The sequence below is a fragment of the Isoptericola cucumis genome (assembly GCF_014635665.1).
Lineage (GTDB): Bacteria > Actinomycetota > Actinomycetes > Actinomycetales > Cellulomonadaceae > Isoptericola > Isoptericola cucumis.
In genome coordinates this window covers 132728-154329 of sequence record NZ_BMDG01000011.1, presented here as the reverse complement: position 1 = coordinate 154329, position 21602 = coordinate 132728, and the positions used below count along the sequence as shown (strand labels likewise).

Below are 21602 nucleotides of genomic sequence, written 5' to 3'. Positions count from 1 at the left end.
GGCGATGTCGGCCACTCTGGTGGATCATCCCCGCCCGACGTGCCCGAGGAGAGAGCCATGGACCACCGTCGTTCCAGCAGGCGCCGCTCCGCCGCCCGCGCCACGGCAGCGCTCGGCGCGGCCACGCTGGCCGTGAGCGCCGCCGTCGTCGGGACGGCGCCGGCGAGCGCTGCTCCCCCGCAGGAGGACAAGGTGCCCACCGCCGTCGGCTACGGGGGCGCGATCAGCACCGTGGACCCGGAGGCGAGCCGTGTCGGGCTGGAGGTGCTGCGCAAGGGCGGCAACGCCGTCGACGCGGCAGTGGCGGCCGCGGCGGCGCTCGGCGTCACCGAGCCGTACAGCGCGGGCGTGGGTGGCGGCGGGTTCTTCGTGCACTACGACGCGCAGACCGGCACGGTCGAGACGATCGACGGCCGCGAGACAGCGCCGGCGGACATGCCGCGCGACGCGTTCGTCGACCCGGCCACCGGCGAGCCGTACCCGTTCATGCCCGAGCTGGTGACCAGCGGCGTCTCGGTGGGGACGCCGGGCACGCCCGCGACCTGGGAGGTCGCGCTGGAGCGCTGGGGCACGCACTCGCTGAAGCAGGCGCTCAAGCCCGCGACGCAGCTCGCGCGGCGCGGGTTCGTCGTCGACCAGACGTTCCACGACCAGACGGCGGACAACGCCGAGCGGTTCGCCGCGTTCCCCGCGACGGCAGAGCTCTTCCTGCCCGGCGGCGACGCGCCGCAGGTGGGCAGCAGGTTCCGCAACCCGGACCTCGCGGACACGTACGCGCTGCTGGCCAAGCACGGCACGGACGCGTTCTACGGCGGCGACCTGGCGGCGGAGATGGTCGACGCCGTCCAGGACCCGGTGACCGACCCCGGCACGGACCTGCCGGTGCCGCCCGGCTACCTCGCCGCCGACGACCTGGCCGGCTACGAGGCGCTCGTGCAGCCCGCCACGCACTCCGACTACCGCGGCTTCGACGTCTACGGCATGGCGCCGTCCTCCAGCGGCGGGTCGACCGTCGGCGAGGCGCTGAACATCCTCGAGACGTTCGACCTCGCGAGCATGTCCGACCCGGACTACCTGCACCACTACCTCGAGGCGAGCGCGCTCGCGTTCGCCGACCGCGGCGCCTACCTGGGCGACGCCGCGTTCGTCGACGTGCCGCTCGACACCCTGCTCTCGGACGACTTCGCGGCGGAGCGCGCGTGCCTGCTCGACCCGGCGGCGGCCGCGCCCAAGCCGGTCGCGCCGGGCGACGTGAACGCCAGCTCCGGGGTGTGCGGCGAGACCATCCCGGCCACGGACGCCGACACCGAGAACGTGTCCACGACCAATCTCACCGTCGTGGACGGCGAGGGGGACGTCGTCGAGTACACGCTGACGATCGAGCAGACCGGCGGCTCGGGGATGGTCGTGCCCGGGCGCGGCTTCCTGCTGAACAACGAGCTCACGGACTTCTCGACGGTGTGGGAGCCCGACGACCCGAACCGCATCGAGCCCGGCAAGCGCCCTCGGTCGTCCATGGCGCCCACGATCGTGCTGCGCGACGACGAGCCGGTGCTCGCGCTCGGCTCCCCCGGCGGGTCCACGATCATCACGACCGTCCTGCAGACGCTGACCAACCACCTCGACCGCGGCATGCCGATCGGCGACGCGCTCGCGGCGCCCCGGGCCACGCAGCGCAACACGGCGGACGTGACCGCCGAGCCGGAGTTCATCGACGCCTACGGCCCGGCGCTGGAGGCGTACGGGCACTCGCTCGTGGCGTCCGGGGACCAGTTCACGTCGGCCGCCGAGATCGGCGCCGCGACCGCCGTGCAGATCGGCGACGACGGGCTGCTCACCGCCGTCTCCGAGCCGCGGCGCCGCGGTGGCGGCGCGGCGATGGTCGTGGACCCGGTGGAGCGGTAGCCCGGCGTCAGGGCGCGCCGCCTCCCGTCCCTCCGGCGTCCCGGCGGCGCCGGGTCCTGATGCGGTGCGAGGCGCGCAGCCGCGCCGGCCGGCGCTCGGCGCCGCTGGCGTCGCTCGCGGAGCGCAGCTTCGGGCGCTTGTCCCGCCAGAGGCTGGCCAGCCGGGAGTGCGGCTGCCAGCCGAGGCCGTTCGGCAGCCCCCACCCGTACCGGACGGCGAGCAGCCGCAGCACCAGCGACAGCAGGATCCCGCCGATGATGCCCACCACCGGCACCCCGAGCAGGGTGCACGCGACCATCACCGCCGACGACGCCGCCGCCACCGAGGCGTACAGCCCGTTGCCCCCGAAGATCGCGGGGATCCGGCGCAGGATGATGTCGCGCGTCGTGCCGCCGCCGACCGCGGTGACCGTGCCGAGGATGATCGCGGGCAGCCACCCGAGGTCCGCCTCGAACGTCTTCTGCACCCCGGTGATCGACCACAGGCCGATGACGGCCGCGTCCACGACCACGAAGATCCGGTTCCACGCCTCCTCGGAGAAGCTCACGAGGAACGCGACGAACGACCCGGCCACCGCGATCGGCACGTAGGCGTAGTCCGTGAACGCGACCGGCGGGCCGTTCTGCAGCAGGACGTCGCGCAGGATGCCGCCGCCCAGGCCCGAGATGATGCCGACGATGAGGTAGCCGACCAGGTCCAGGTTCATCTTGCGGGCGACGGCGCCGCCCAGGATCGCGCAGCCCAGCACGCCGGCGAGGTCGAGCCACCGGGTCGCCTCGCTCACCCCCGCCACCGACAGGACGGGGGCGGAGACGTCGGACAGCAGCGCCGCCGGCGACGACAGCGCGGGCAACGCGAGCACCGGCGCCGTCACCCTCTCGGCGTCGCCGGCCGAGGCGCCGGCCGGCCCGTCGGCCGGGTCGCGGCCTCCAGCAGCTCCAGCACGTGCACGTAGTCGCGCCCCGTGGCGCGCGCCATGCCCATCTCGCACGTGCGGTTGTTCGACACGTACGCGTCGAACCGGCCGCCCGGGAGCTCGGCCTCCCGGTCCGCGACCTCCGTCGCCTCCGCCTCCGTCGCCGCCGCCGTGAGCTCGGGGTGCAGCATGCCGCGGTCGCCCGCGAACCCGCAGCAGCCCCAGGCGGCCGGGACGACGGCGTCGTCCGCGACGGCGGCCGCCACGGCCCGCAGGTCGTCGACGGCGTCCAGGTGCACGGTCGCGCAGGTGGGGTGGACGACGACGCTCGGCTGGCGCGCCACGTCGACGCCCCGCGCCGTGAGTCCCGGCAGCACGTCGGTGCGCACGAACGTCACGGCGTCGACCACCCGCAGCCGCGCGAACCGCTCGCGACCGGCGGCGTCCAGGTGCTTCGGCGTCTCGACGAGCCCGTGCGTGCAGCTCGACGCGTCGCACACCACGGGCAGCTCTCCCCCGCGCGTCGCCGTCCACAGGGCGTCGAGCACGCGGTGCGCCATCTGGGCCGCGCCGTCCGGCAGCCCCTTGCTCACCCACGGCGTGCCGCAGCACAGCCCGCCGATCCCCTCCGGCACGGCGAGACCCACGCCCGCCCGCTCGCACAGGGCCCGCAGCGCCGCCTCGGCGCCGCGCGGTCCGTCGCCGGGCAGCCCGGGCAGCCCGCCGTCGGCCGGCGCGAACAGCTCGCCCATGCACGACCCGAAGAGCACCGCGCGCGGCTCGCCCGCGCCCGCCGGCCCGGCAGCACCCGGGACGCCGTCGGGCGACCGGCGCGGGCCGGGGCCGGGCAGGTCGTCGTCCACGCGCGGCACGACGTCGGTGCCCACGATCCCCCGGGCGACCTCGGACGCGGCCCGCACCAGGGGCGTCGGCACCACCTGCACGACGCCGAGCGCGCCGCGCAGCGCGCCCACCACCGGCCCCCAGCTGCGGGCGAGCACCTCGCCGCCCTTCTGCACCAGCTCGGGGTTCGACCTCGCCCGGTGGCCCTTCATCACCACCCCGGTGTCGATGCCGACCGGGCACGCCTCGACGCACATCGAGTCGGCCGCGCACGTCTGCACGCCCCAGTACTCGTAGGCGCGCTCCAGCTCCTCGCGCTCGCCCTCCGGCGCCACGGCCAGCTCCTTCAGCAGCGCGATGCGCTGGCGCGGCGTCGTCGTCACGGTGCGCGACGGGCAGCCCGGCTCGCAGTACCCGCACTCGACGCAGCGGTCCACCAGCGGGCCGTCGTCGCCGCCCGCCGACGCCTCGACCTTGAGGTCACGCAGGTGGGCCTGCGGGTCGTCGGTGAGGACCACCCCCGGGTTGAGCAGGCCGGCCGGGTCGCACAGCCGCTTGATCTCGCGCATCACCTCGTACAGCTCGTCGCCGTACTGGCGGCGCACGAACGGCGCCATGATGCGGCCCGTGCCGTGCTCCGCCTTGAGCGAGCCGCCGCGGGAGAGGACGAGGTCGACGAGGTCGTCGCTGAACGCCGCGTAGCGGTCCAGCTCCGCGGCGTCGCCGAGCCGCGGCGAGATCATGAAGTGCAGGTTGCCGTCCTTGGCGTGGCCGAAGGTGACCGCCTCGTCGTTCAGTGACCCGTCGTAACCGTGCCGGGCGAAGAGTCCGCCCAGGTCGCGCACCGTCGCGGTGAGGTCGGCCACCGGCACGACGACGTCCTCCAGCAGCGCGGTCGCCCCCGCCGGGCGCGCCCCCGCCACCGCCGTGTACAGGCCCTTGCGCACCCGCCACAGCCGGTCGCGGGTCGCGGTGTCGGTCGTGACCGACGCCGGCACCTCGAGCCGCAGTGACCCGACGACGTCGTTCGCGGCGCCGACCATCGGCTCGAGCGCCGCCGCGCTGTCCGCCCGGTACTCCACGAGCAGCGCCGTCTGGCCCGTGATGCCGGCCCCCGCGGCGAGGGACCGCATCGACGGGTCGGCGGCGGGGTCCGCCGCGGCGACCCGCAGCGAGGCCGGGTCCATCAGCTCGATCGCCTCCGGGTCCGACGCCACCAGCGGCACCAGCGCGTCGGTGGCCCGTTCGAGCGAGTCGAGCACGAGCAGCGTCGTCGCCGCGTGCGCCAGCAGCGGGACCGTGCGGAAGGTGACGTCGGCGACCCAGCCGAGCGTGCCCTCCGAGCCGATCATCAGGTGCTCGAGGATCTTCACCGGCTCGTCGTGGTCGAGCAGCGAGTTGACCGAGTAGCCCATCGTGTTCTTCATCGCGAACTGGCGCTCCACCTCGGCGCGCATGCTCGCGCTGCCGCGCACCCGGTCGCGCAGGCGGGCCAGCCCGCGGTGCAGCTCGGGCTCGACGGCGGCCAGCCGCGCGTCGGCGTCCGGCGCGCCCGTGTCCACGACGGTGCCGCTCGGCAGCACCACCGTCATCGCCTGCACCGTCCGGTACGCGGTGCGCGTGGTGCCCGACGACATGCCGCTCGAGTTGTTGGCGACCACTCCCCCGATCGTGCACGCGACCTCGCTCGCCGGGTCCGGCCCCAGCCGGCGGCCGTACCGCAACAGGTGCCCGTTGACCAGCCGCAGCGTCGCGCCCGGCTCGCAGCGCACCCGATCGCCGCCGTCGAGCACCTCCACGCGCGTGAACCGCGCCCGCGTGTCGACGAGCATCCCGCCGCCCGACGCCTGCCCGGACAGGCTGGTGCCGCCGGAGCGGAACGTCACCGGCAGCCCGCGACGACGCGCCTCGCGCAGCGCCGCGGCCACCCCCACCCGGTCGTGCGCGCGCACCACGACCTCCGGTCGCAGCAGGTAGTGCGACGCGTCGTGGGCGTGCGCGACCCGGCTGAGCAGGTCCGTGCGCAGCTCGTACCCCGGCGTCGCGACGTCGCGGGACTTCACCGTGGGGCTCATGAGCACAGTCCAGCAGGGCGCGGCCCCGCGCGCGAACCCGCCCCGCACGCCCGGCGCGCGGCCGTAGGATCCCCCGATGCCTTCTCGCCCCGCACCTGGTCCCGAGCCTGGTCCCGAGCCCGGTCCCGAGCCCGGTCCCGAGCCCGGTCCCGAGCCCGGACGCGCACCCCGCCGGATCCTCGTCGCCGGCACGTCCGGGTCCGGCAAGACGACGCTCGCCCGGCGGCTCTCGGCCGTCCTCGACGTCCCGCACACCGAGCTGGACGGGCTGCACCACGGGCCGCGCTGGACGCCCCGCCCCGAGTTCGAGGACGACGTGCGGGCGCTCGCGGCCGGTGACGCCTGGGTGACCGAGTGGCAGTACCGCAGGGTGCGGCCGCTGCTGCTGGGCCGCGCCGAGCTGCTCGTCTGGCTCGACCTGCCCGTCGCCGTGGTGATGTGGCAGGTCGTGCGGCGCACCGTGCGCCGGCGGCTGGAGCGGACGGTGCTGTGGAACGGGAACGTCGAGCCGCCCCTGACGACGTTCCTCACCGACCCCGACCACATCGTGCGGTGGGCGTGGCGCACCCGGCACAAGCTGCGCGGCCTCGACGCCCGGCTGGCGACGGACGCGCCGCACCTGCGGGTGGTGCGCCTGCGCAGCCGGCGAGCCGTCGACCGGTGGCTGGCCGCGCAGCTCCCCGCGGCGGGGCCGGCGCAGATGCCGGCCGAGGGGCGGGCGGAGGGGGCTTAGCGGGCCGCGTCGACCGGGTCGGCGAGGGTCTCGCCGAGCGCCCGGACGATCCGCACGTCGCCGTCCAGCCAGTCGACGTCGAACAGGGTGGCGCGGTCCAGCTCGCGCAGCTCGTCGTGCTCCACCAGCGGGCGCGGTTCGCCCGCCGTGACCACGGCGCGCCACAGCCGCAGGACGTGCCGGTCGGTGATGATCCAGCCGCCGTCGTCGGGGCCGACCAGCTCGGCGCCGAGCTCGACGTGCACGCCCAGCTCCTCGTCGAGCTCCCGGTGCAGCGCGCCCACGGGCGTCTCCCCCGGGTCGACCTTGCCGCCCGGGAACTCCCAGCGCCCGGCGATGGCCGCCGGGCGGCTGCGCCGCGCGGCGAGCAGCCGCGCCGGGCGGGCGAGGTCGTCGACGATCGCGGCGGCGACGACGAGGCGGCGGGAGCTCATGCCCAGATTCTGCCATCCGGCCCCGGCGGGGGCGTCCGCCGGCATGCGAGAGCCCCGTGGTGACAACCCCCCAACTGTCACCCGGGGCCCTGGCGTGCCGTCGTCGGCGGCGGACGTCAGCTCTGACGGAGACCCGCCCGGGAGGCCCAGGCGACGGCGTCGGCCCGGCTCGACACGCCGAGCTTGCGGTACACGCTGCGCACCTGGGACTTGACCGTGTTGCGGGTGACGAAAAGCTTCGTCGCGATCTGCTCCAAGGTGACGTCCTCGGAGAGGTTGGAAAGGATGACCCGCTCGCGTCGCGTCAGCGCGGCGTTCGGCATGGCCGCGGTCATCGGCTCGAATTCGATAGTGCTCATGTCCGTCCCTCCGATGACGGCTGTCGACCGATGGTCGACCTGGGGAAGCCGTCATGGATGTGGAGGGGGAACCGCGGCGATCATGACGCGGGTCGCGGAGATTAGCTGCCGCCGCGTGGGAGCGCGACCGCGGGCGCCGGCCCTCAGAAGCCGACGCCCGCGGTCTTGATGCAGGTCAGAAGATTGCCTGGGGGACGTTTGTCCTGGTCAATCCCCTAGATCACAGTTTGGTCACGGCACCGTCAGGGGCGTCATCCCGCCTGGGCGGCGTACTCCTCGGCCGACATCAGCTCGCCGCGGGCCGAGACGTCCACCTTGAACAGCCACCCGGCGCCGAACGGGTCGGAGTTGACCAGCGCCGGGTCGTCGACCGCGGCGGTGTTCACCTCGACCACCGTGCCGCTCACCGGCGAGTACAGCTCCGAGACGGACTTGGTGGACTCGATCTCGCCGACGACCGAGCCGGAGGAGATGGTCGCGCCCACCTCGGGCAGCTCGAGGTACACGACGTCGCCCAGCGCGTCGGCGGCGACGGACGTCACGCCGACGGTGGCGGGCGACGCGTCGTCGACCCACTCGTGCTCGGCGGAGTAGCTCAGGGTGGCGGGGAAGTCGGCCATGGGTGCTCCCTAGGGTGGTCGGGTCGGAGGATCTGGGCGGTCGGGTCGGGGTCGCTCGGTGCGATTCTGCTACGCACGCTTGTAGAACTGCAGGGGGACGACGACGAACGGCTCCGCACGGCCGCGTACGTCCACCGCGAGCCGGGTGCCCTCGGCCGACACCTCGGGCGTCACGTACGCCATCGCGATCGGGTAGCCGAGCGTCGGCGACGGCACGCCGGACGTCACGTGCCCGACGACGGCGCCGACCGCCCCGTCCAGGCCGCGCTGGACGACGTCGTAGCCGGCGCGGGCCGGTCGCCGGCCCTCGCCGCGCAGCCCCACGAGCACGCGCGCGGGCTCGCTGTGCGCCCGCGCCGCCAGCGCGTCACGGCCGACGAAGTCCAGCGGCGCGCCGGCCTCGTCCACCTTGTCGAGCTTCACGACGCGGCCCATGCCGGCCTCGTACGGCGTGGTCGTCTCGTCGAGCTCGTTCCCGTACAGCGGCATGCCGGCCTCGAGGCGCAACGAGTCGCGCGCCGACAGGCCGGCGGGCACGAGGCCCAGGGGCTCCCCCGCCGCCAGCAGCGCCCGCCACAGCTCGACGGCACGCTCGGCGGGCACGAACAGCTCGAACCCGTCCTCCCCCGTGTACCCGGTGCGGGCCACGAGCGCGTCGATCCCCGCCACCGTCGCGGGGGCTGCGGCGTAGTAGCGCATCCCCCGCACCGCCTCGACGTCGCCGGGCGCCGTCAGGCCGGCGAGGATCTCCTCGGCCCGCGGGCCCTGGACCGCGACGAGCGCGGTGGCGTCCGACCGGTCGTCGACGACGGTGTCGAAGCCGGCGGCGCGCTCGACCAGCGCGGCCGAGACGCGCGGCGCGTTGCCCGCGTTCGCCACCACCAGGAAGTGCTCGTCCGCGAGGCGGTACACGATGAGGTCGTCGAGGACCGCGCCGTCGGGCGCGCAGATCATCGAGTACCGCGCGCGGCCCACACCGATCTTGCTCGCCGCACCGACGAGCGCGTGGTCGAGCGCGGCGCCCGCCTGCGGTCCGGTCAGGTGGATCTCGCCCATGTGGGACAGGTCGAACAGGCCGGCTGCCTCGCGGACCGCGCGGTGCTCCGCCAGGTCGGACGAGTAGCGCAACGGCATCTGCCAGCCGCCGAAGCCCGTCAGGCTCGCGCCGAGCGCGACGTGCTCGTCGTACAGCGGGGTCCTCTTGTCCTGCGTGCTCTGCTCCTCGGTCATCGAGGCTCCCTTCGGTGTTGTGGGTGCGACAGTGGCCCTGAATCTGGTCCGATCGGGGCCACTGTCCCACCCACAGCGGTGTCAGACGGTGGCGAAGGCCTCGGGCGGCGGGCAGGAGCACACGAGGTTCCGGTCGCCCTTGGCTCCGTCGATACGGCGCACGGGCGGCCAGTACTTCGACTGGCGCAGGCCCGCGACGGGGAACGCCGCGAGCTCGCGGGAGTACGGTGCCGTCCACTCGTCGGCCGTGACGCTCGCGGCGGTGTGCGGGGCGTGGCGCAGCGGTGAGTCCTCCACCGCCCACTCCCCCGCGGCGACCCGGTCGATCTCCCCCTTGATGGCGATCATGGCGTCGACGAACCGGTCGAGCTCGGCGAGGTCCTCGCTCTCGGTCGGCTCGACCATGAGCGTGCCGGCCACGGGGAACGACATCGTCGGGGCGTGGAAGCCGTAGTCCATGAGCCGCTTGGCGACGTCGTCCGCGGTCACGCCGGTCGCCGCGGTCAGCGGCCGCAGGTCGAGCACGCACTCGTGCGCGACCAGGCCGGCGGGCCCCGTGTAGAGCACGGGGAAGTGCTCGTCCAGGCGGGCGGCCACGTAGTTCGCGACCAGGACGGCGGTCTTGCTCGCCTCGGTGAGCCCGTCCGGGCCCATCAGCGCGAGGTACGCGTACGAGATGGGCAGGATGCCGGCCGAGCCGTGCGGTGCCGCGCTCACCGGGGCGATGCCGTCCTCCCCCGCGCCCGGCGTCGGGTCGGCGGGCAGGAACGGCACCAGGTGCTCCGCGACCGCGACCGGGCCCACGCCCGGGCCGCCACCACCGTGCGGGATGCAGAACGTCTTGTGCAGGTTGAGGTGCGACACGTCTCCGCCGAACTCCCCCGGCCGGGCCAGCCCGACCAGCGCGTTGAGGTTTGCGCCATCGATGTACACCTGCCCGCCTGCGTCGTGTACGAGATCGCAGACCTCGCGCACGTGCTCCTCGTACACCCCGTGCGTCGACGGGTAGGTGATCATGATCCCGGCGACCTGGCCGCCGTGCTCGTCGAGCTTGGCCCGCAGGTCGTCGAGCAGGATCTCGCCGTCCGAGGCCGTGGCGACCACCGCGACCCGGAGCCCCGCGAGGGCCGCCGACGCCGCGTTCGTGCCGTGCGCCGACGCCGGGATCAGCACCAGGTCACGGTGCGCCTCGCCGCGCGAGCGGTGGTAGCCCTTGATCGCCAGCAGGCCGGCGAACTCGCCCTGCGAGCCCGCGTTCGGCTGCACCGACACCGCCGCGTACCCGGTGATCTCCGCGAGCTGCGACTCCAGCGCGCCGATCATCTCCGCGTAGCCCCGCGCCTGGTCGGCGGGCACGTACGGGTGGATGTCGGCGAAGCCCGGCCAGCTGATGGCCTCCATCTCGGCGGTCGCGTTGAGCTTCATCGTGCACGAGCCCAGCGGGATCATCGTGCGGTCCAGCGCCAGGTCCTTGTCCGCGAGCCGGCGCAGGTAGCGCAGCATCGACGTCTCGCTGCGGTGCGTGTGGAAGATGGGGTGCGTGAGGAACGACGTCGACCGCGTCGCCCACGCCGGGAGCGTCGCGTCACCGGCCTCCGCGTCCTCGGCCGTCCCGAACGCGGCGAGGACCGCGGCGACGTCGGCCGGGGTCGTGGTCTCGTCGCAGGCGACCTGTACATGGTCGGCGTCTGCCTCGTACAGGTTGTAGCCCGCCTCGGCGGCGGCCGTGACGACCTGCTGCGCGCGGCCCGGGACGACCGCGCGGACGGTGTCGAAGAAGACGTCGTGCTCGACGTCGACCCCTGCGTTGCGGAGGCCCTCGGCGACGGCGACGGCGCGGGCGTGGGTGCGCTCCGCGATCGCCCGCAGGCCGTCGGGGCCGTGGTAGACGGCGTACATCGACGCCACGATGGCCAGCAGGGCCTGGGCGGTGCAGATGTTGCTCGTCGCCTTCTCGCGGCGGATGTGCTGCTCGCGCGTGGCCAGCGCGAGCCGGTAGCCCGGCGCGCCGTCGGCGTCGACCGAGACGCCCACGAGGCGGCCCGGGAGCTGGCGCTCGAGCCCCTTGCGGACGGCCATGTAGGCGGCGTGCGGGCCGCCGTAGAACAGCGGGACGCCGAAGCGCTGCGCCGAGCCGACCGCGACGTCGGCCCCCAGCTCACCGGGGGAGACCAGCAAGGTCAGGGCCAGCAGGTCCGTCGCCATCGTCACCAGCGCGCCGCGCTCCTTGGCCTCGGCGACCACGCCGCGGGCGTCCAGCACCCGGCCGGACGCGCCCGTCTGCTGCACGACGACGCCCACGAGGTCGCCCTCGGGCAGCGCCCCGCCGGCGGCGGTGACCGCCGCGAGCCCGGCGTCCAGCCCGGCGTCGAGCGACGCCACGACCACCGGCAGCCCGATGGCCTCGGCCCGGCCGCGCGTGACGGACAGGGTCTGCGGGAAGAGATCCGCGTCGAGGACGACGTACCCGCTCTTCGCGCGGGAGGCGCGCCACATCAGCGCGACCGCCTCCGCGACCGCGGTGGCCTCGTCGAGCAGCGACGCGCCCGCGACCTCGAGGCCCGTGAGGTCCTCGACCGCCTGCTGGAAGTTGAGCAGCGCCTCCAGCCGGCCCTGCGAGATCTCCGGCTGATAGGGCGTGTACGCCGTGTACCAGGCGGGGGACTCGAGCACGTTGCGGCGGATCACCGGGGGAGTGGCGGTGCCGTAGTACCCGAGGCCGATCATCTGCCGCTTGACCTGGTTCCGGCCCGCGAGGTCGCGCAGGTGGGCGAGCACCTCGGCCTCCGTGCGGGCGGCCGGCAGGGCGAGCGGGCGGTCGCTGCGGATCGCCTTCGGGACGGCCGCGTCCACGAGGGCGTCGAGGGTGTCGTGGCCGAGGACGTCGAGCATCGTGCGCACCTCGCGGCCCCGCGGGCCCAGGTGCCGGTCGGCGAAGACGTCGGGGTCGTACGCGGATGAGCCGGGGGAGGTGGTCACGTCGAGCGCTCCGTGGGGTCGGTCCGTGCAGGCGGACGGGGACGGCGGTCCCTCCCCGCTCTGTCATCGGACCTGCGGGGGCCGGGCGGGGCCCGGTCGCACGTCCACCTGAGAGTTTTGCCGGTCCGCCATGTCCCGCCCCCGACCTACGTCTGCGCAGGTCAGGGCCGACGACGGGGCGCGCCGACTTGCACCGTCGGTGGGTCCGACGCCGTCGCCCGGCCGGAGCCGGTCGGCGGCAGCGGACCGCTTTCCAGAGTTGCCTCGCCGCGACGGTACGGGGTGCCTGAGAGATTCCCGGGGAGGGTTGCTCCTTCGGCGCCGGCCGCGCGCGGACCGGGGGACCGGTCCGACGTCACGGCGCGAGCTCTCCCGACGCGGTTCGAACAGCGTGTTGCGTTGTGACGTCGATCCTACCCGCGGGCGGACCCGGCGCCGTCGGCACCGTCGGACCCGTCGGGCGCCGCCTGACGCTCGTCGCGGGCCCGGGTGGTGCCCGCGAAGCCGCCCACGAGGATGACGGCGCCCGCCAGGAGCAGGTAGAGCGCCAGCAGCAGGGCGATCGTCACCGTGTCGTCGCTGGGGCGGGCCAGGACCACGACGCCCAGGACCAGCCACAGCACCGCGTTGGCCAGCTGCCAGTCCCAGGCGGGGGCGCGCAGCGCCCGGCCGCGCAGCCCGCCGATGATCCCGCTGACGCCGGCGGCGCACGCCCAGACCCCGACGACGAGGTACAGCACCTGCACGCTCATCGACGGCCACAGCACGATGACCAGGGCCGCCACGACGCTGACGATGCCGACGACGAACCGCCAGCTCACGTCGTCGCCGCTCGCGCCGGCCGTCTTCACGGGCCGCCCCTCGATGATGAGCAGCACCCCCTGCGCGAGGATCACCAGCCCGATCAGCCAGCGCAGCCAGACCAGCCCCTGATCGGGGTTGAGGAACAGCACCACACCGGCCGCGAGGTATGCCGCGGCCCGCACGTACACCAGGCCCCACAGTCGTCGCGCCGTGCCGAGCGTGCGCTCGGACAGCGGAGCCGCCCCTGCGTCGTCCGACATCCCGGCCTCCCCACCTGGCGTCCGGCACCCGCGCGTGCCCGTGCTGGCGATGCTAGGAGCCCGGCCCGGGGGCCGCGCGTCGAGACGGCGGGCGGCCGGGACGGCCGGTCAGCGCTCGGGGGCCCTTGTCAGGCCAGCTCACGGTCGCGCGTGACCTCCACCATCGCGTCGACGACCGCCCGGACCGCGGGCCCCGGCTCGTGCCGGGTGGCGCGGTGGCGCACGACGATGCGTCGTGACCCGAGGCCGGCCAGGCCGACGACCTCGACGCCCTCCGGCACGTCGCTCTCGAGCGCCAGCGCGGGGAGCATGGCGACACCCTGGTTCGCGGCGACGAGCGAGAGCGCGGTGTCGAAGTCGAAGTAGGAGTGCCGCGTGGTGACCGCCGCGCCGAGCGTGCGCGCGAGACGGCGCAGCGCGCGGTCGGCGGCCGTGCCGGGCTCGGCCCCGATCCACTGCAGCTCGCGCAGGTCGTCGAGGCGCTCGGGGGTGGGCATCGCGGCGGGCACGACGATGCGCCACGGCTCGTCGAGCAGCGGCACGTCGTGGACGCCGCGCGGGGCGGGGGCGTCCATGTCGACGTCGCGCTCGAGCAGGATCGCGTCGAGGTCGCCGGCGCGCAGCATCCGGACCGCCTCCGCGGGCTCGTGCTCGCGGACGTCGACCTCGACGCCGGGGAACTGCTCGGCGAGGTCGACGAGCATCGGTGCGACGACGGCACGGATGGCGGACTGGAACGAGCCGAGCACGACCCGGCCCGACACGCCCTCACCCAGGGCGGCGATCGCCTGCCGCGCCTCCAGCAGCTCGGCCTCGATCCGTTCGGCCGCCTCGGCCAGGACACGCCCCGCCGGGGTGAGACTCACGCCACGCGGTCCGCGGTCGAGGACGGCGAGGCCCTCCTCGGCCTCGAGCCGGGCGATCTGCTGGGACACCGCGGACGGGGTCACATGCAGAAGATCTGCTGCCGCGAGCACGCCCCCGGACCTATGGACAGCAAGGAGAAAGGCAAGCCTTCGTGGGTCGGTAGCCATGTAGGGATACTAACTGCCCTTCCTAGAAAGATTTGATTGCGCTGAAGGCCGATGGTGTCTCAGAATGATCACGACGCCAGCCGGCACGACCGGTTCCCCGGCTCTCGGGGGCGGCGTCCCCACACTCTCAGCTCTTCCCCTCGCGTGGCACGCCTGTGCCTCGCGACCCCTTCCGTGGCACTGCTGTGCCACGCCGACCCCCCCGGAGGTGCCCGTCATGACGATCTCCCTGCTGACCGTGATTACTGCCCTCGGGTGGATCGGCGCGATCGCCGTCGTCCTCGCGTACGGGATGGTGAGCAAGGGCCGCTGGACGGCCGACGGTCTCCCGTTCCAGCTGGCCAACTTCGCCGGCGCGTTCATCATGCTGCTCATCGCCGTGATCAACGGCATCTGGCCGTCGGCGCTGGCCAACGTCGCCGCCGTCATCATCGGCGCCCTCGCGATGCGCACCATCGCCCGCTCCCGCCGTGCCGAGCGGTCCGCCGCCGCCCAGGTCACCGGCGTCGCCGGCGCCGTGGCGGTCGTCGACGGCTCCCAGGACCCGGCGGCGGGCGGCAGCGAGCCGGTCGTCACCGAGGTCTCCTTCGTGGACGAGCTCGAGACGGCCGAGCGGGTCGACCTCGCCGCCTGACCTCCGCTCAGGCCCGCCGGTGCACGATCGCCGGCACCACGGCCCAGAGCCCGAGCAGGACGACGGCGGCGATCGAGCCGACCACGATCCCGGCCGTCCGGCCCACGACGACGTCGAACACGAGCAGCGCCGTCCCGGCCAGCGCGATCGCGAGCAGCACCAGGCCCGCCCTGGTCATCCGGTCGCCGCCGGTGACCACCGACCGCTTGCGGTGCTTGCGGAACAGGGCACGGTGCAGCGCGACGGGCGCCACGAGCAGGCCCGTCGTGGCGATGCACACGAGCACCAGCACCAGGTACACGACGTGCTGGTAGGTGTCGAGCTCCGCGAACCGTGACTGGAAGGGCAGGATCAGCAGGAAGCCGGTGAGGATCTGCACACCGGTCTGCATCACGCGCAGCTCCTGGAGCAGCTCGTTCCAGTTCCGGTCGGACCGCTGGTCCGGCGTCTCGGGCCGGCCGTGGGACCGGAGGTCCGGGGTCGCGCCGGTCGGCTCGTCGCTCATCTCGCCCGCCTCTCGTCGCGCGGCGCGGACGTCAGGACGACGTCGACCACGACGGCACGATGGTCGCTCACCCCGAGGTCCCGGGCGCTCGCCGGGCCGCCCGCCCGCAGGTCGCCGTCGACGAGCACGTGGTCGATCCGCAGCCACGGCCGGGCGGCGGGATACGTGGGCACGTGCACCAGCTCTCGCCACCCGGTCCGCCGCGCCGGCAGGTCGCCGCGGGTGTTGAGGTCGCCGAGCAGCACCAGCGGGCGCGGGGCGTGCCGCAACCGTCGGCGCAGCCGGCGCAGCTGCACCCGCTTCCAGGGGTCCTTCTGGGACAGGTGCGTCGTCACGACGGTCAGCGGGCCGTCGGGCGTCGTGACGACGGCGGCCAGCGCGGCGCGCGGCTCGTCGACGCCCAGCGGCGGCAGGCCCGGCACGTTCAGCCCCGGCAGGCGCATCGGGTGCCACGCGCGCACCGGGAGCCGGGACAGGAGCGCGATGCCGTAGCCGGGCAGGCCGGGCGCGTGCTTCGCCGGCCGCTCCGGCGCCCGGCGCCGGCGCCACGGCGGGTCGAGCGGGCCCTGCACCGCCGGGAGGAACCTGTAGCGGGACATCCCCAGCGCGCCCGCGAGCACGCGCGTCTGGTCGGTGCCGCCGGAGCGCTGCTGCCGGTGGTCGACCTCCTGGAGCGCGACGACGTCGGCGTCGAGCCCCGCCAGCGCGTGCCCGAGCCGTTCGAGGTCCACGTGCGCGCCGTCGACCAGCGCGTGCTGGACGTTCGCCGTCACCAGCCGGATCACCGGGCCTCCCTCCCGTCGAGGTAGTCCCATCCTGCCGAGGGAGGCCGGTTCTCGCCGGGCAGCGCCCGTCCGGCTGCCGGGGACCGGCGCTGTCTCGCGGTCAGAGGGTGCGCTGCCACGCCACGATGCGGTCGACGGCACGCGCGACGACGTCCGGCGACGCGGCGAACGACAGGCGCACCCACTCGCCTCCCGCGACGGCGTCGAAGTCCGCGCCCGGGGTGATCGCGACGTCGGCCTCCGCGAGGAGCCGGGCGCAGTACGCCACCGAGTCGCCGCCGACGGCGTCGAGGTACGCCGAGACGTTGCCGTACAGGTAGAACGCCCCGTCGGCGGGGGCGACGGGTCGCCAGCCGAGCTCGTCGACGCGGTCGAGCAGGGCCGCGCGCGAGGCGGCGTAGCGGCCCACGTTCTCCGCCGCCGCGGCGTAGCCGGCGGGGGAGAAGGCCGCGATCCCCGCGTGCTGCGCGAGGGCGGGCGGGGACAGCGCGACGTTCCCGGCCAGCGCGTCGACCGGGCCGACCAGCTCGTCGGGCAGCACGAGCCACCCGAGCCGCCAGCCGGTCATCGCCCAGTACTTGGAGAACGAGTTCACCACCACGGCGCCCGCGTCCGTGTACATGGCGGCGCTCGCCTGTTGTACGTCGTCGCTGTAGGCGATGCCGTGGTAGATCTCGTCGCTGATCAGGCGCACGTCGTGCTCCTCGCACCAGCCGGCGACCGCCGCGAGCTCCGCCGGCGTGATCATCGTCCCGGTGGGGTTCGCGGGGGAGGCGACGACGAGGCCGTCGAGCCCGCCGCCGTAGTACGCCTCCATGAGCTGGGAGACCGTCGGCTGGTAGCGCGTCTCGGGGCCGCAGTCGAGCTCGACCACCTCGCAGCCGAGCGCCGCCAGGATGTTCTTGTACGCCGGGTAGCCGGGCCGGGCGAGCGCCACCCGGTCGCCGACGTCGAACGCGGCGAGGAACGCCAGCAGGAAGCCCCCGCTCGAGCCGGTGGTCACCGCCACGCGCGCGGGATCGACGTCGACGTCGTACCAGCGGCGGTAGTGCCCGGCGATCTCCGCACGCAACGCCGGCACCCCCATCGCCTCGGTGTAGCCGAGGTCGGCGTGCCGGAGCAGCTCGGCGGCGCGCTCGCGCACGACGTCGGAGGCCCCGGTGGACGGCTCGCCCGCGCACAGGTTGAGGACGTCGTTCCCGGCGGCGCGGCGCTCGTTCGCCGCCGCGAGCACCTGCATGACGGCGAACGGGGGCACGTGGCTGCGGCGCGAGACCTTCATGCGTCCATCATGCCGGGACGTCGTCCTTCCGGACGACGCGACCCGGGGCCAGCCTGCGGGGGGTACATCGCCCGACGGACGCGGGACCGCCGCGCCGCGTGGTCGGCTGGCGCCATGACGGACACCGGGAGCAGCGCGGGGGCCCGCGAGCGCCTCGAGCCCGTCCGCGGCTGGCAGGGCCTGTGGCGCGGGGGCTTCGCCACGGTCCACCGCGGCCACGAGTACGTCGTCGACGTGCACTACTTCGACCCCGACGAGCGCATCCGGCTCTACGAGGACGGCCGGCTGGTGGACGAGCAGCGGTCGACGGCCCGGTTCCCGCTGCCCGACGCCCGCGCGGGGGTGCCGGCCGAGCTGCAGGCAAGGATCGAGGCCCGCATGTCCCTGCTCGGGATGCGGTACGTGCGCCTCGTCGACGGCACCGAGGCGCGCGACCTGGCGCCCGTGCCCGGCACCGGCGAGGCGTGGCGCGAGCGGATGGACGCGCGGTACCCGACGGCGAGCCGGGTCGCCGGCGTCGTCTCCTGGCTGGTCCTCGCCCTGGCGCTCGTCACCCAGGTGCCCCAGCTGCTCGACCTCGTCGGCGGGATCACCGGCTGGGAGCTGCCCTTCGTCCCCGACCTGCCGGCCGGCGTCAACACCGTGCTGTCGGTCGCCGGGGCGCTCGCCGCGCTGGACCGCGCCCTGCGCCGCCGGTACCACCCGCTGCTCGACGACTGACGCGATCGGCCTGCTCGACGCGACGCGCCTCGCCTAGGCTGGACGGACGAATCGAGGGAGATGCCGATGTTCCGACGCCACCGTGACGACGCCGAGCGCGACCCCGCCCGCCGGGCCGCGCAGTACCGCGTGGACCGGGAGGTCGACCAGGACGTCGGCCAGGACCGCGACCGGGACCGCACGGACGCGGACGGCGCGGCCGCCGGTGACGACGGTGCCGGCACGCCGCGGCGCCGCATGGACGACCGCGCCCTGTGGGTGGACACCGTCGTGGACCAGGCGATCCGGCGCGGGGAGTTCGACGACCTCCCCCTGGCCGGCAAGCCCATCCCCGGGCTGGGCGGCACGCACGACCCGGACTGGTGGCTGAAGAACCTGGTGGAGCGCGAGAACATCACCGGGATCCTGCCGGCCGCGCAGCTGCGCAAGGACGACGCCGAGCTCGACGAGACCCTCGACCGGGAGTCCGACGAGGACCGGGTCCGCGCCGTCGTCGCGGAGTTCAACGCCCGCGTGGTCGACGCGCGCCGTCAGCTGATGGGCGGGCCGCCGGTCGTCACGCCGACCCGCGACGTCGATCGCGAGGTGGTGCGCTGGCGCGAGCGCCGCCGGGCCCTCGGGATCCGCTGAGCCCACGCGGCGCCGCGTCAGCGCCCCGGCGTCACTCGACGACGGCGAGCGCGTCGATCTCGACGAGCATCTCCTCGCGCGGCAGCTCGACCATGACCGTGGTGCGCGACGGCAGCACGGCGTCGGGCCCGAGGCGCTCGGCGAGGAACGCCCCGTAGGCGTCGTTCATCGCGGGGAAGTCGGCGCGGGTGGTGAGGTAGACGCGCAGCATGACGACGTCGGCGAGGCTCGCACCGCCCGCGGTGAGGATGGCCTCGACGTTCTGCAGCGTGCGGGTGGTCTGCGCGGCGACGTCGCCCGGGTACAGGTACTCGCTGGTCGCGGGGTCGACCGGGCCCTGACCGGAGACCTGCAGCAGGTTGCCGGCGCGGACCCCCTGGGAGAACGTGTGCGCCGGGGCGGGGGCCTGGTCGGTGGTGACTGCGGTCTTGCTCATCTGCTCGTCCTTTCGACGGGGTGGTGCGGCGCGACCTGCGCCGCGGGTGGTTCGGGGGGACCTGCGTGACCCGCGTCGTGACCCGCCCAGTCCGCGCCGATCGCGGCCGTGGCCGCGAGGACGCTCGGGACGAGGGCGAGGACACGGTCGAGGTCGAGGATCACGTCGGGGACGGACACGGAGACGGCGGCCACGACGCGCCCGGCGGCGTCCCGGACGGGGGCGCCGACGCAGTTGATGAAGGGCTCGTGCTCGGCGGCGTCGCGGGCCCAGCCCTGCCGGCGGACACGCTCGAGCTCGTCGCGGTACGCGGCCGCACCGGTGATCGTCCGGGGGGTGTAGGCCTCGAAGTCGGTGGCGTCGAGGAGCGGGGCGAGCCGGTGCTCGGGCAGGTCGGACGCCAGCACCTTGCCGACGGCGGTGGCGTGCAGGGACGCGGTGAGGCCCAGCCGGGAGTACATCCGCACGGAGCTGGTGCTCTCGACCTTGGCCACGTAGACGGGCCGGGCACCTTCGAGCACGGCGAGGTGGACGGCCTGGCCGCCGGTGACGTGCGCGAGCGCCTCCAGGTGCGGCTGGGCGACGTCGCGGATGCCGTGGCTCTCCAGCGAGCTGCGGCCCAGCTCGAACAGGCGCGAGCCGAGCGACAGGCGGTGCCGGTGGTCGCGGCGCACGAACCGGTCCTCCTCGAGCGTGCGCACGAGACGCAGCACGGTGGACTTGTGCACGCCGAGCGCCTGCGCGAGGTCGTCGAGGGTCGCCGGGCCCTGCCCGAGCTGCGCCAGGATCTGCAGCGCTCGGTGCACGCTCTGGCTCACGAGGCCCTCCCGGTCGGTCGGCTGCTGCGCTGTCGGTCTGCGCCACGGTCGGTGCCACGGTCTGCGGCACGGTGCGCGGCTCGGTCGGTCCGCTGCGCGACGGCCCGCCTCGTGCTCGGATGGACCGGCTCGGATTGACGCGGCGGCGGCCGTGATGCTAGCAAGGTGCACCGCTATGCGCAACGCCCGTTGCGCCATGCGCAACGTAGCGGAACGAGGAGGTCTGACGATGGACCGCACGAACGCCGACGGCCCGTGCCGGGTCGACCGGGACGAGGTCGCCCGGCTCGCCGACGAGCGGACGGGCTGGCAGCACCAGGCCGTGCCGCCGGCCCTGTGGGGTGCCACCGTGGCGGAGGTCCGCGAGCGCCGGCCGCGGCTCTCCGAGCTGCCCACGCCGCTGCTCACGCTGACCCGCCCGGCGCTGGACCACAACGTGCGCGTCCTGGCCGACTGGTGCGCCGCGCGCGGCCTGGACCTGGCCCCGCACGGCAAGACCACCATGGCCCCGCAGCTGTGGACGGAGCAGATCGACGCCGGCGCGTGGGCGATCACGCTCGCCAACCAGGCGCAGCTCGCCGTGGCACGCGCCTTCGGCGTGACCCGGGTGATGGTCGCGAACAGCATGATCTCGCCGCTCGCCCTGCGCTGGGTCGCCGACGAGCTCGCCGCCCACGACGACCTGCAGGTCCTCGTGTGGGCGGACTCCGTGCGCACGGTCGACCTCATGCACGCCGCCCTCGCCGCGCACCTGGGCGACGCCGCGACGGCCGCCCGCATCGACGTCCTCGTCGAGCGCGGCGGCGCGGGCGGGCGCACCGGGGCCCGCGACCTCGACACCGCCCTCGCCGTCGCCGAGCGGGTGACGACCTCCCCGCACCTGCGGCTCGCGGGCGTGGCCGGGTACGAGGGCGCGCTCGCCCACGACTCCGACGACCACAGCCGCGACGTGGTGCGCGGGTACCTGCGCGACCTGGTCGAGGTGCACGAGCGGATCGCGGCCGCCGGCTGGTACGAGACGGCCGTGCCGGTCGTGTCCGCGGGCGGCAGCGCGTACTTCGACCTCGTCGACGAGGTGCTGTCCCCGCTTGTGGCGACGGGCGCGCGGGTGGTGCTGCGCAGCGGCGCCTACGTCGTGCACGACGACGGCTTCTACCGCCACATCTCGCCTCTCGGCTCCGAGCCCCGCACGGACGGCCCGGGGTTCCGCGCGGCGATGCACGGCTGGGTCCGGGTCGCCTCGCACCCCGAGCCGGGCCTCGCGCTGTTCGACGCCGGCAAGCGCGACCTGCCGTTCGACGAGGGCCTGCCGGAGGTCCAGCTCCGCCGCCCGCGGGCCGACGGCGACGCGCCCGAGCCGCTCACCGGCCTCACGGTGACCGCGCTCAACGACCAGCACGGCTTCCTGACCTGGCCGGTCGACGGCGCGGGCGGGGGCGACGACGGGGTGGCGAGCGAGCCGGTGCGCATCGGCGACGAGCTGCGCCTGGGGCTGTCCCACCCGTGCACGGCCATGGACAAGTGGGTCCTCGTGCCGGTGATCGACGACGCCGACGCGGCCGACCCCGTCGTCGTCGACCTCGTGCGCACGTGGTTCTGA

Annotated in this window: 20 protein-coding genes and 1 riboswitch; of the genes, 6 read left to right on the top strand and 14 right to left on the bottom strand. The window is 74.8% G+C overall.

Features of this window, described 5'->3' with window-relative positions; translation table 11 throughout:
• The first annotated feature begins 57 nt into the window (after positions 1-57).
• The gene (gene ggt, locus IEW03_RS15950) at positions 58-1905 is read left to right on the top strand and encodes a gamma-glutamyltransferase (protein WP_188524681.1); all 1848 of its coding nucleotides are present in this window, start codon (positions 58-60) and stop codon (positions 1903-1905) included.
• A gap of 7 nt (positions 1906-1912) precedes the next feature.
• Here the strand turns inward: ggt and IEW03_RS15945 are convergent, their stop codons facing one another.
• Together IEW03_RS15945 and IEW03_RS15940 are read right to left on the bottom strand one after the other, a co-directional pair.
• Entirely contained in the window at positions 1913-2767 is an 855-nt protein-coding gene (locus IEW03_RS15945) for a trimeric intracellular cation channel family protein (protein ID WP_229738267.1), read from the bottom strand.
• An 8-nt stretch (positions 2768-2775) separates the two neighbouring features.
• Complete coding sequence (locus IEW03_RS15940; RefSeq protein WP_188524680.1) at positions 2776-5739, bottom strand: FAD-binding and (Fe-S)-binding domain-containing protein; 2964 nt, start codon at positions 5737-5739, stop codon at positions 2776-2778.
• Positions 5740-5815: 76 nt separating this feature from the next.
• On the opposite strand from IEW03_RS15940, the gene IEW03_RS15935 reads away from it, so the two are divergent.
• On the top strand, positions 5816-6472 hold the full coding sequence (locus tag IEW03_RS15935; RefSeq protein ID WP_229738251.1) for a P-loop NTPase family protein: 657 nt from the start codon (positions 5816-5818) through the stop codon (positions 6470-6472).
• Here IEW03_RS15935 and IEW03_RS15930 read toward each other — a convergent pair.
• The 7 genes from IEW03_RS15930 to IEW03_RS15900 all read right to left on the bottom strand — a co-directional run bounded on the left by IEW03_RS15930 (position 6469) and on the right by IEW03_RS15900 (position 14192).
• The gene (locus IEW03_RS15930; protein ID WP_188524679.1) at positions 6469-6906 is read right to left on the bottom strand and encodes a (deoxy)nucleoside triphosphate pyrophosphohydrolase; all 438 of its coding nucleotides are present in this window, start codon (positions 6904-6906) and stop codon (positions 6469-6471) included. The genes IEW03_RS15935 and IEW03_RS15930 overlap by 4 nt on opposite strands.
• A gap of 116 nt (positions 6907-7022) precedes the next feature.
• On the bottom strand, positions 7023-7265 hold the full coding sequence (locus tag IEW03_RS15925; protein ID WP_188524678.1) for a helix-turn-helix domain-containing protein: 243 nt from the start codon (positions 7263-7265) through the stop codon (positions 7023-7025).
• Positions 7266-7516: 251 nt separating this feature from the next.
• The gene (gcvH, locus tag IEW03_RS15920) at positions 7517-7885 is read right to left on the bottom strand and encodes a glycine cleavage system protein GcvH (protein ID WP_188524677.1); all 369 of its coding nucleotides are present in this window, start codon (positions 7883-7885) and stop codon (positions 7517-7519) included.
• 69 nt (positions 7886-7954) lie between these two features.
• Positions 7955-9115, bottom strand: coding sequence for a glycine cleavage system aminomethyltransferase GcvT (gene gcvT, locus IEW03_RS15915; protein WP_188524676.1), 1161 nt, complete (start codon positions 9113-9115; stop codon positions 7955-7957).
• Positions 9116-9196: 81 nt separating this feature from the next.
• A complete protein-coding gene (gene gcvP, locus IEW03_RS15910; RefSeq protein WP_188524675.1) occupies positions 9197-12094 on the bottom strand; it encodes an aminomethyl-transferring glycine dehydrogenase in 2898 nt (965 codons plus the stop codon).
• A gap of 263 nt (positions 12095-12357) precedes the next feature.
• Positions 12358-12479: riboswitch (glycine riboswitch) on the bottom strand.
• A 28-nt stretch (positions 12480-12507) separates the two neighbouring features.
• Positions 12508-13158, bottom strand: a complete 651-nt coding sequence (locus tag IEW03_RS15905; protein ID WP_188524674.1) for an HdeD family acid-resistance protein — start codon at positions 13156-13158, stop codon at positions 12508-12510.
• Positions 13159-13286: 128 nt separating this feature from the next.
• On the bottom strand, positions 13287-14192 hold the full coding sequence (locus IEW03_RS15900; protein ID WP_188524673.1) for a LysR family transcriptional regulator: 906 nt from the start codon (positions 14190-14192) through the stop codon (positions 13287-13289).
• A gap of 217 nt (positions 14193-14409) precedes the next feature.
• Between IEW03_RS15900 and IEW03_RS15895 the strand changes: the two genes are divergently transcribed.
• Entirely contained in the window at positions 14410-14826 is a 417-nt protein-coding gene (locus tag IEW03_RS15895) for a CBU_0592 family membrane protein (RefSeq protein ID WP_188524672.1), read from the top strand.
• Positions 14827-14833: 7 nt separating this feature from the next.
• On the opposite strand, the gene IEW03_RS15890 is transcribed toward IEW03_RS15895, so the two are convergent.
• The 3 genes from IEW03_RS15890 to IEW03_RS15880 all read right to left on the bottom strand — a co-directional run bounded on the left by IEW03_RS15890 (position 14834) and on the right by IEW03_RS15880 (position 17398).
• Positions 14834-15331: a DUF6328 family protein gene (locus IEW03_RS15890; protein WP_188524671.1), complete on the bottom strand. Its 498-nt coding sequence runs from the start codon at positions 15329-15331 to the stop codon at positions 14834-14836.
• A complete protein-coding gene (locus IEW03_RS15885; RefSeq protein ID WP_229738249.1) occupies positions 15328-16116 on the bottom strand; it encodes an endonuclease/exonuclease/phosphatase family protein in 789 nt (262 codons plus the stop codon). Before IEW03_RS15885 ends, IEW03_RS15890 begins: the two co-directional genes overlap by 4 nt.
• A 100-nt stretch (positions 16117-16216) precedes the next feature.
• Positions 16217-17398 (bottom strand): aminotransferase class I/II-fold pyridoxal phosphate-dependent enzyme, encoded by a 1182-nt coding sequence (locus IEW03_RS15880; protein ID WP_188524670.1) that lies wholly within the window; start codon positions 17396-17398, stop codon positions 16217-16219.
• Between the two features lie 114 nt (positions 17399-17512).
• Between IEW03_RS15880 and IEW03_RS15875 the strand changes: the two genes are divergently transcribed.
• Together IEW03_RS15875 and IEW03_RS15870 are read left to right on the top strand one after the other, a co-directional pair.
• Entirely contained in the window at positions 17513-18118 is a 606-nt protein-coding gene (locus IEW03_RS15875) for a hypothetical protein (protein ID WP_188524669.1), read from the top strand.
• A 66-nt stretch (positions 18119-18184) separates the two neighbouring features.
• A complete protein-coding gene (locus IEW03_RS15870) occupies positions 18185-18748 on the top strand; it encodes a DnaJ family domain-containing protein (RefSeq protein WP_188524668.1) in 564 nt (187 codons plus the stop codon).
• 31 nt (positions 18749-18779) lie between these two features.
• On the opposite strand, the gene IEW03_RS15865 is transcribed toward IEW03_RS15870, so the two are convergent.
• Both IEW03_RS15865 and IEW03_RS15860 read right to left on the bottom strand, forming a co-directional pair.
• Complete coding sequence (locus IEW03_RS15865) at positions 18780-19184, bottom strand: RidA family protein (protein WP_188524667.1); 405 nt, start codon at positions 19182-19184, stop codon at positions 18780-18782.
• Positions 19181-20002, bottom strand: a complete 822-nt coding sequence (locus IEW03_RS15860; protein WP_188524666.1) for an IclR family transcriptional regulator — start codon at positions 20000-20002, stop codon at positions 19181-19183. The genes IEW03_RS15865 and IEW03_RS15860 overlap by 4 nt, the downstream gene beginning before the upstream one ends.
• 229 nt (positions 20003-20231) lie before the next feature.
• Here IEW03_RS15860 and IEW03_RS15855 point away from each other — a divergent pair, with 229 nt between their 5' ends.
• Positions 20232-21602, top strand: a complete 1371-nt coding sequence (locus IEW03_RS15855; RefSeq protein WP_188524665.1) for a type III PLP-dependent enzyme domain-containing protein — start codon at positions 20232-20234, stop codon at positions 21600-21602.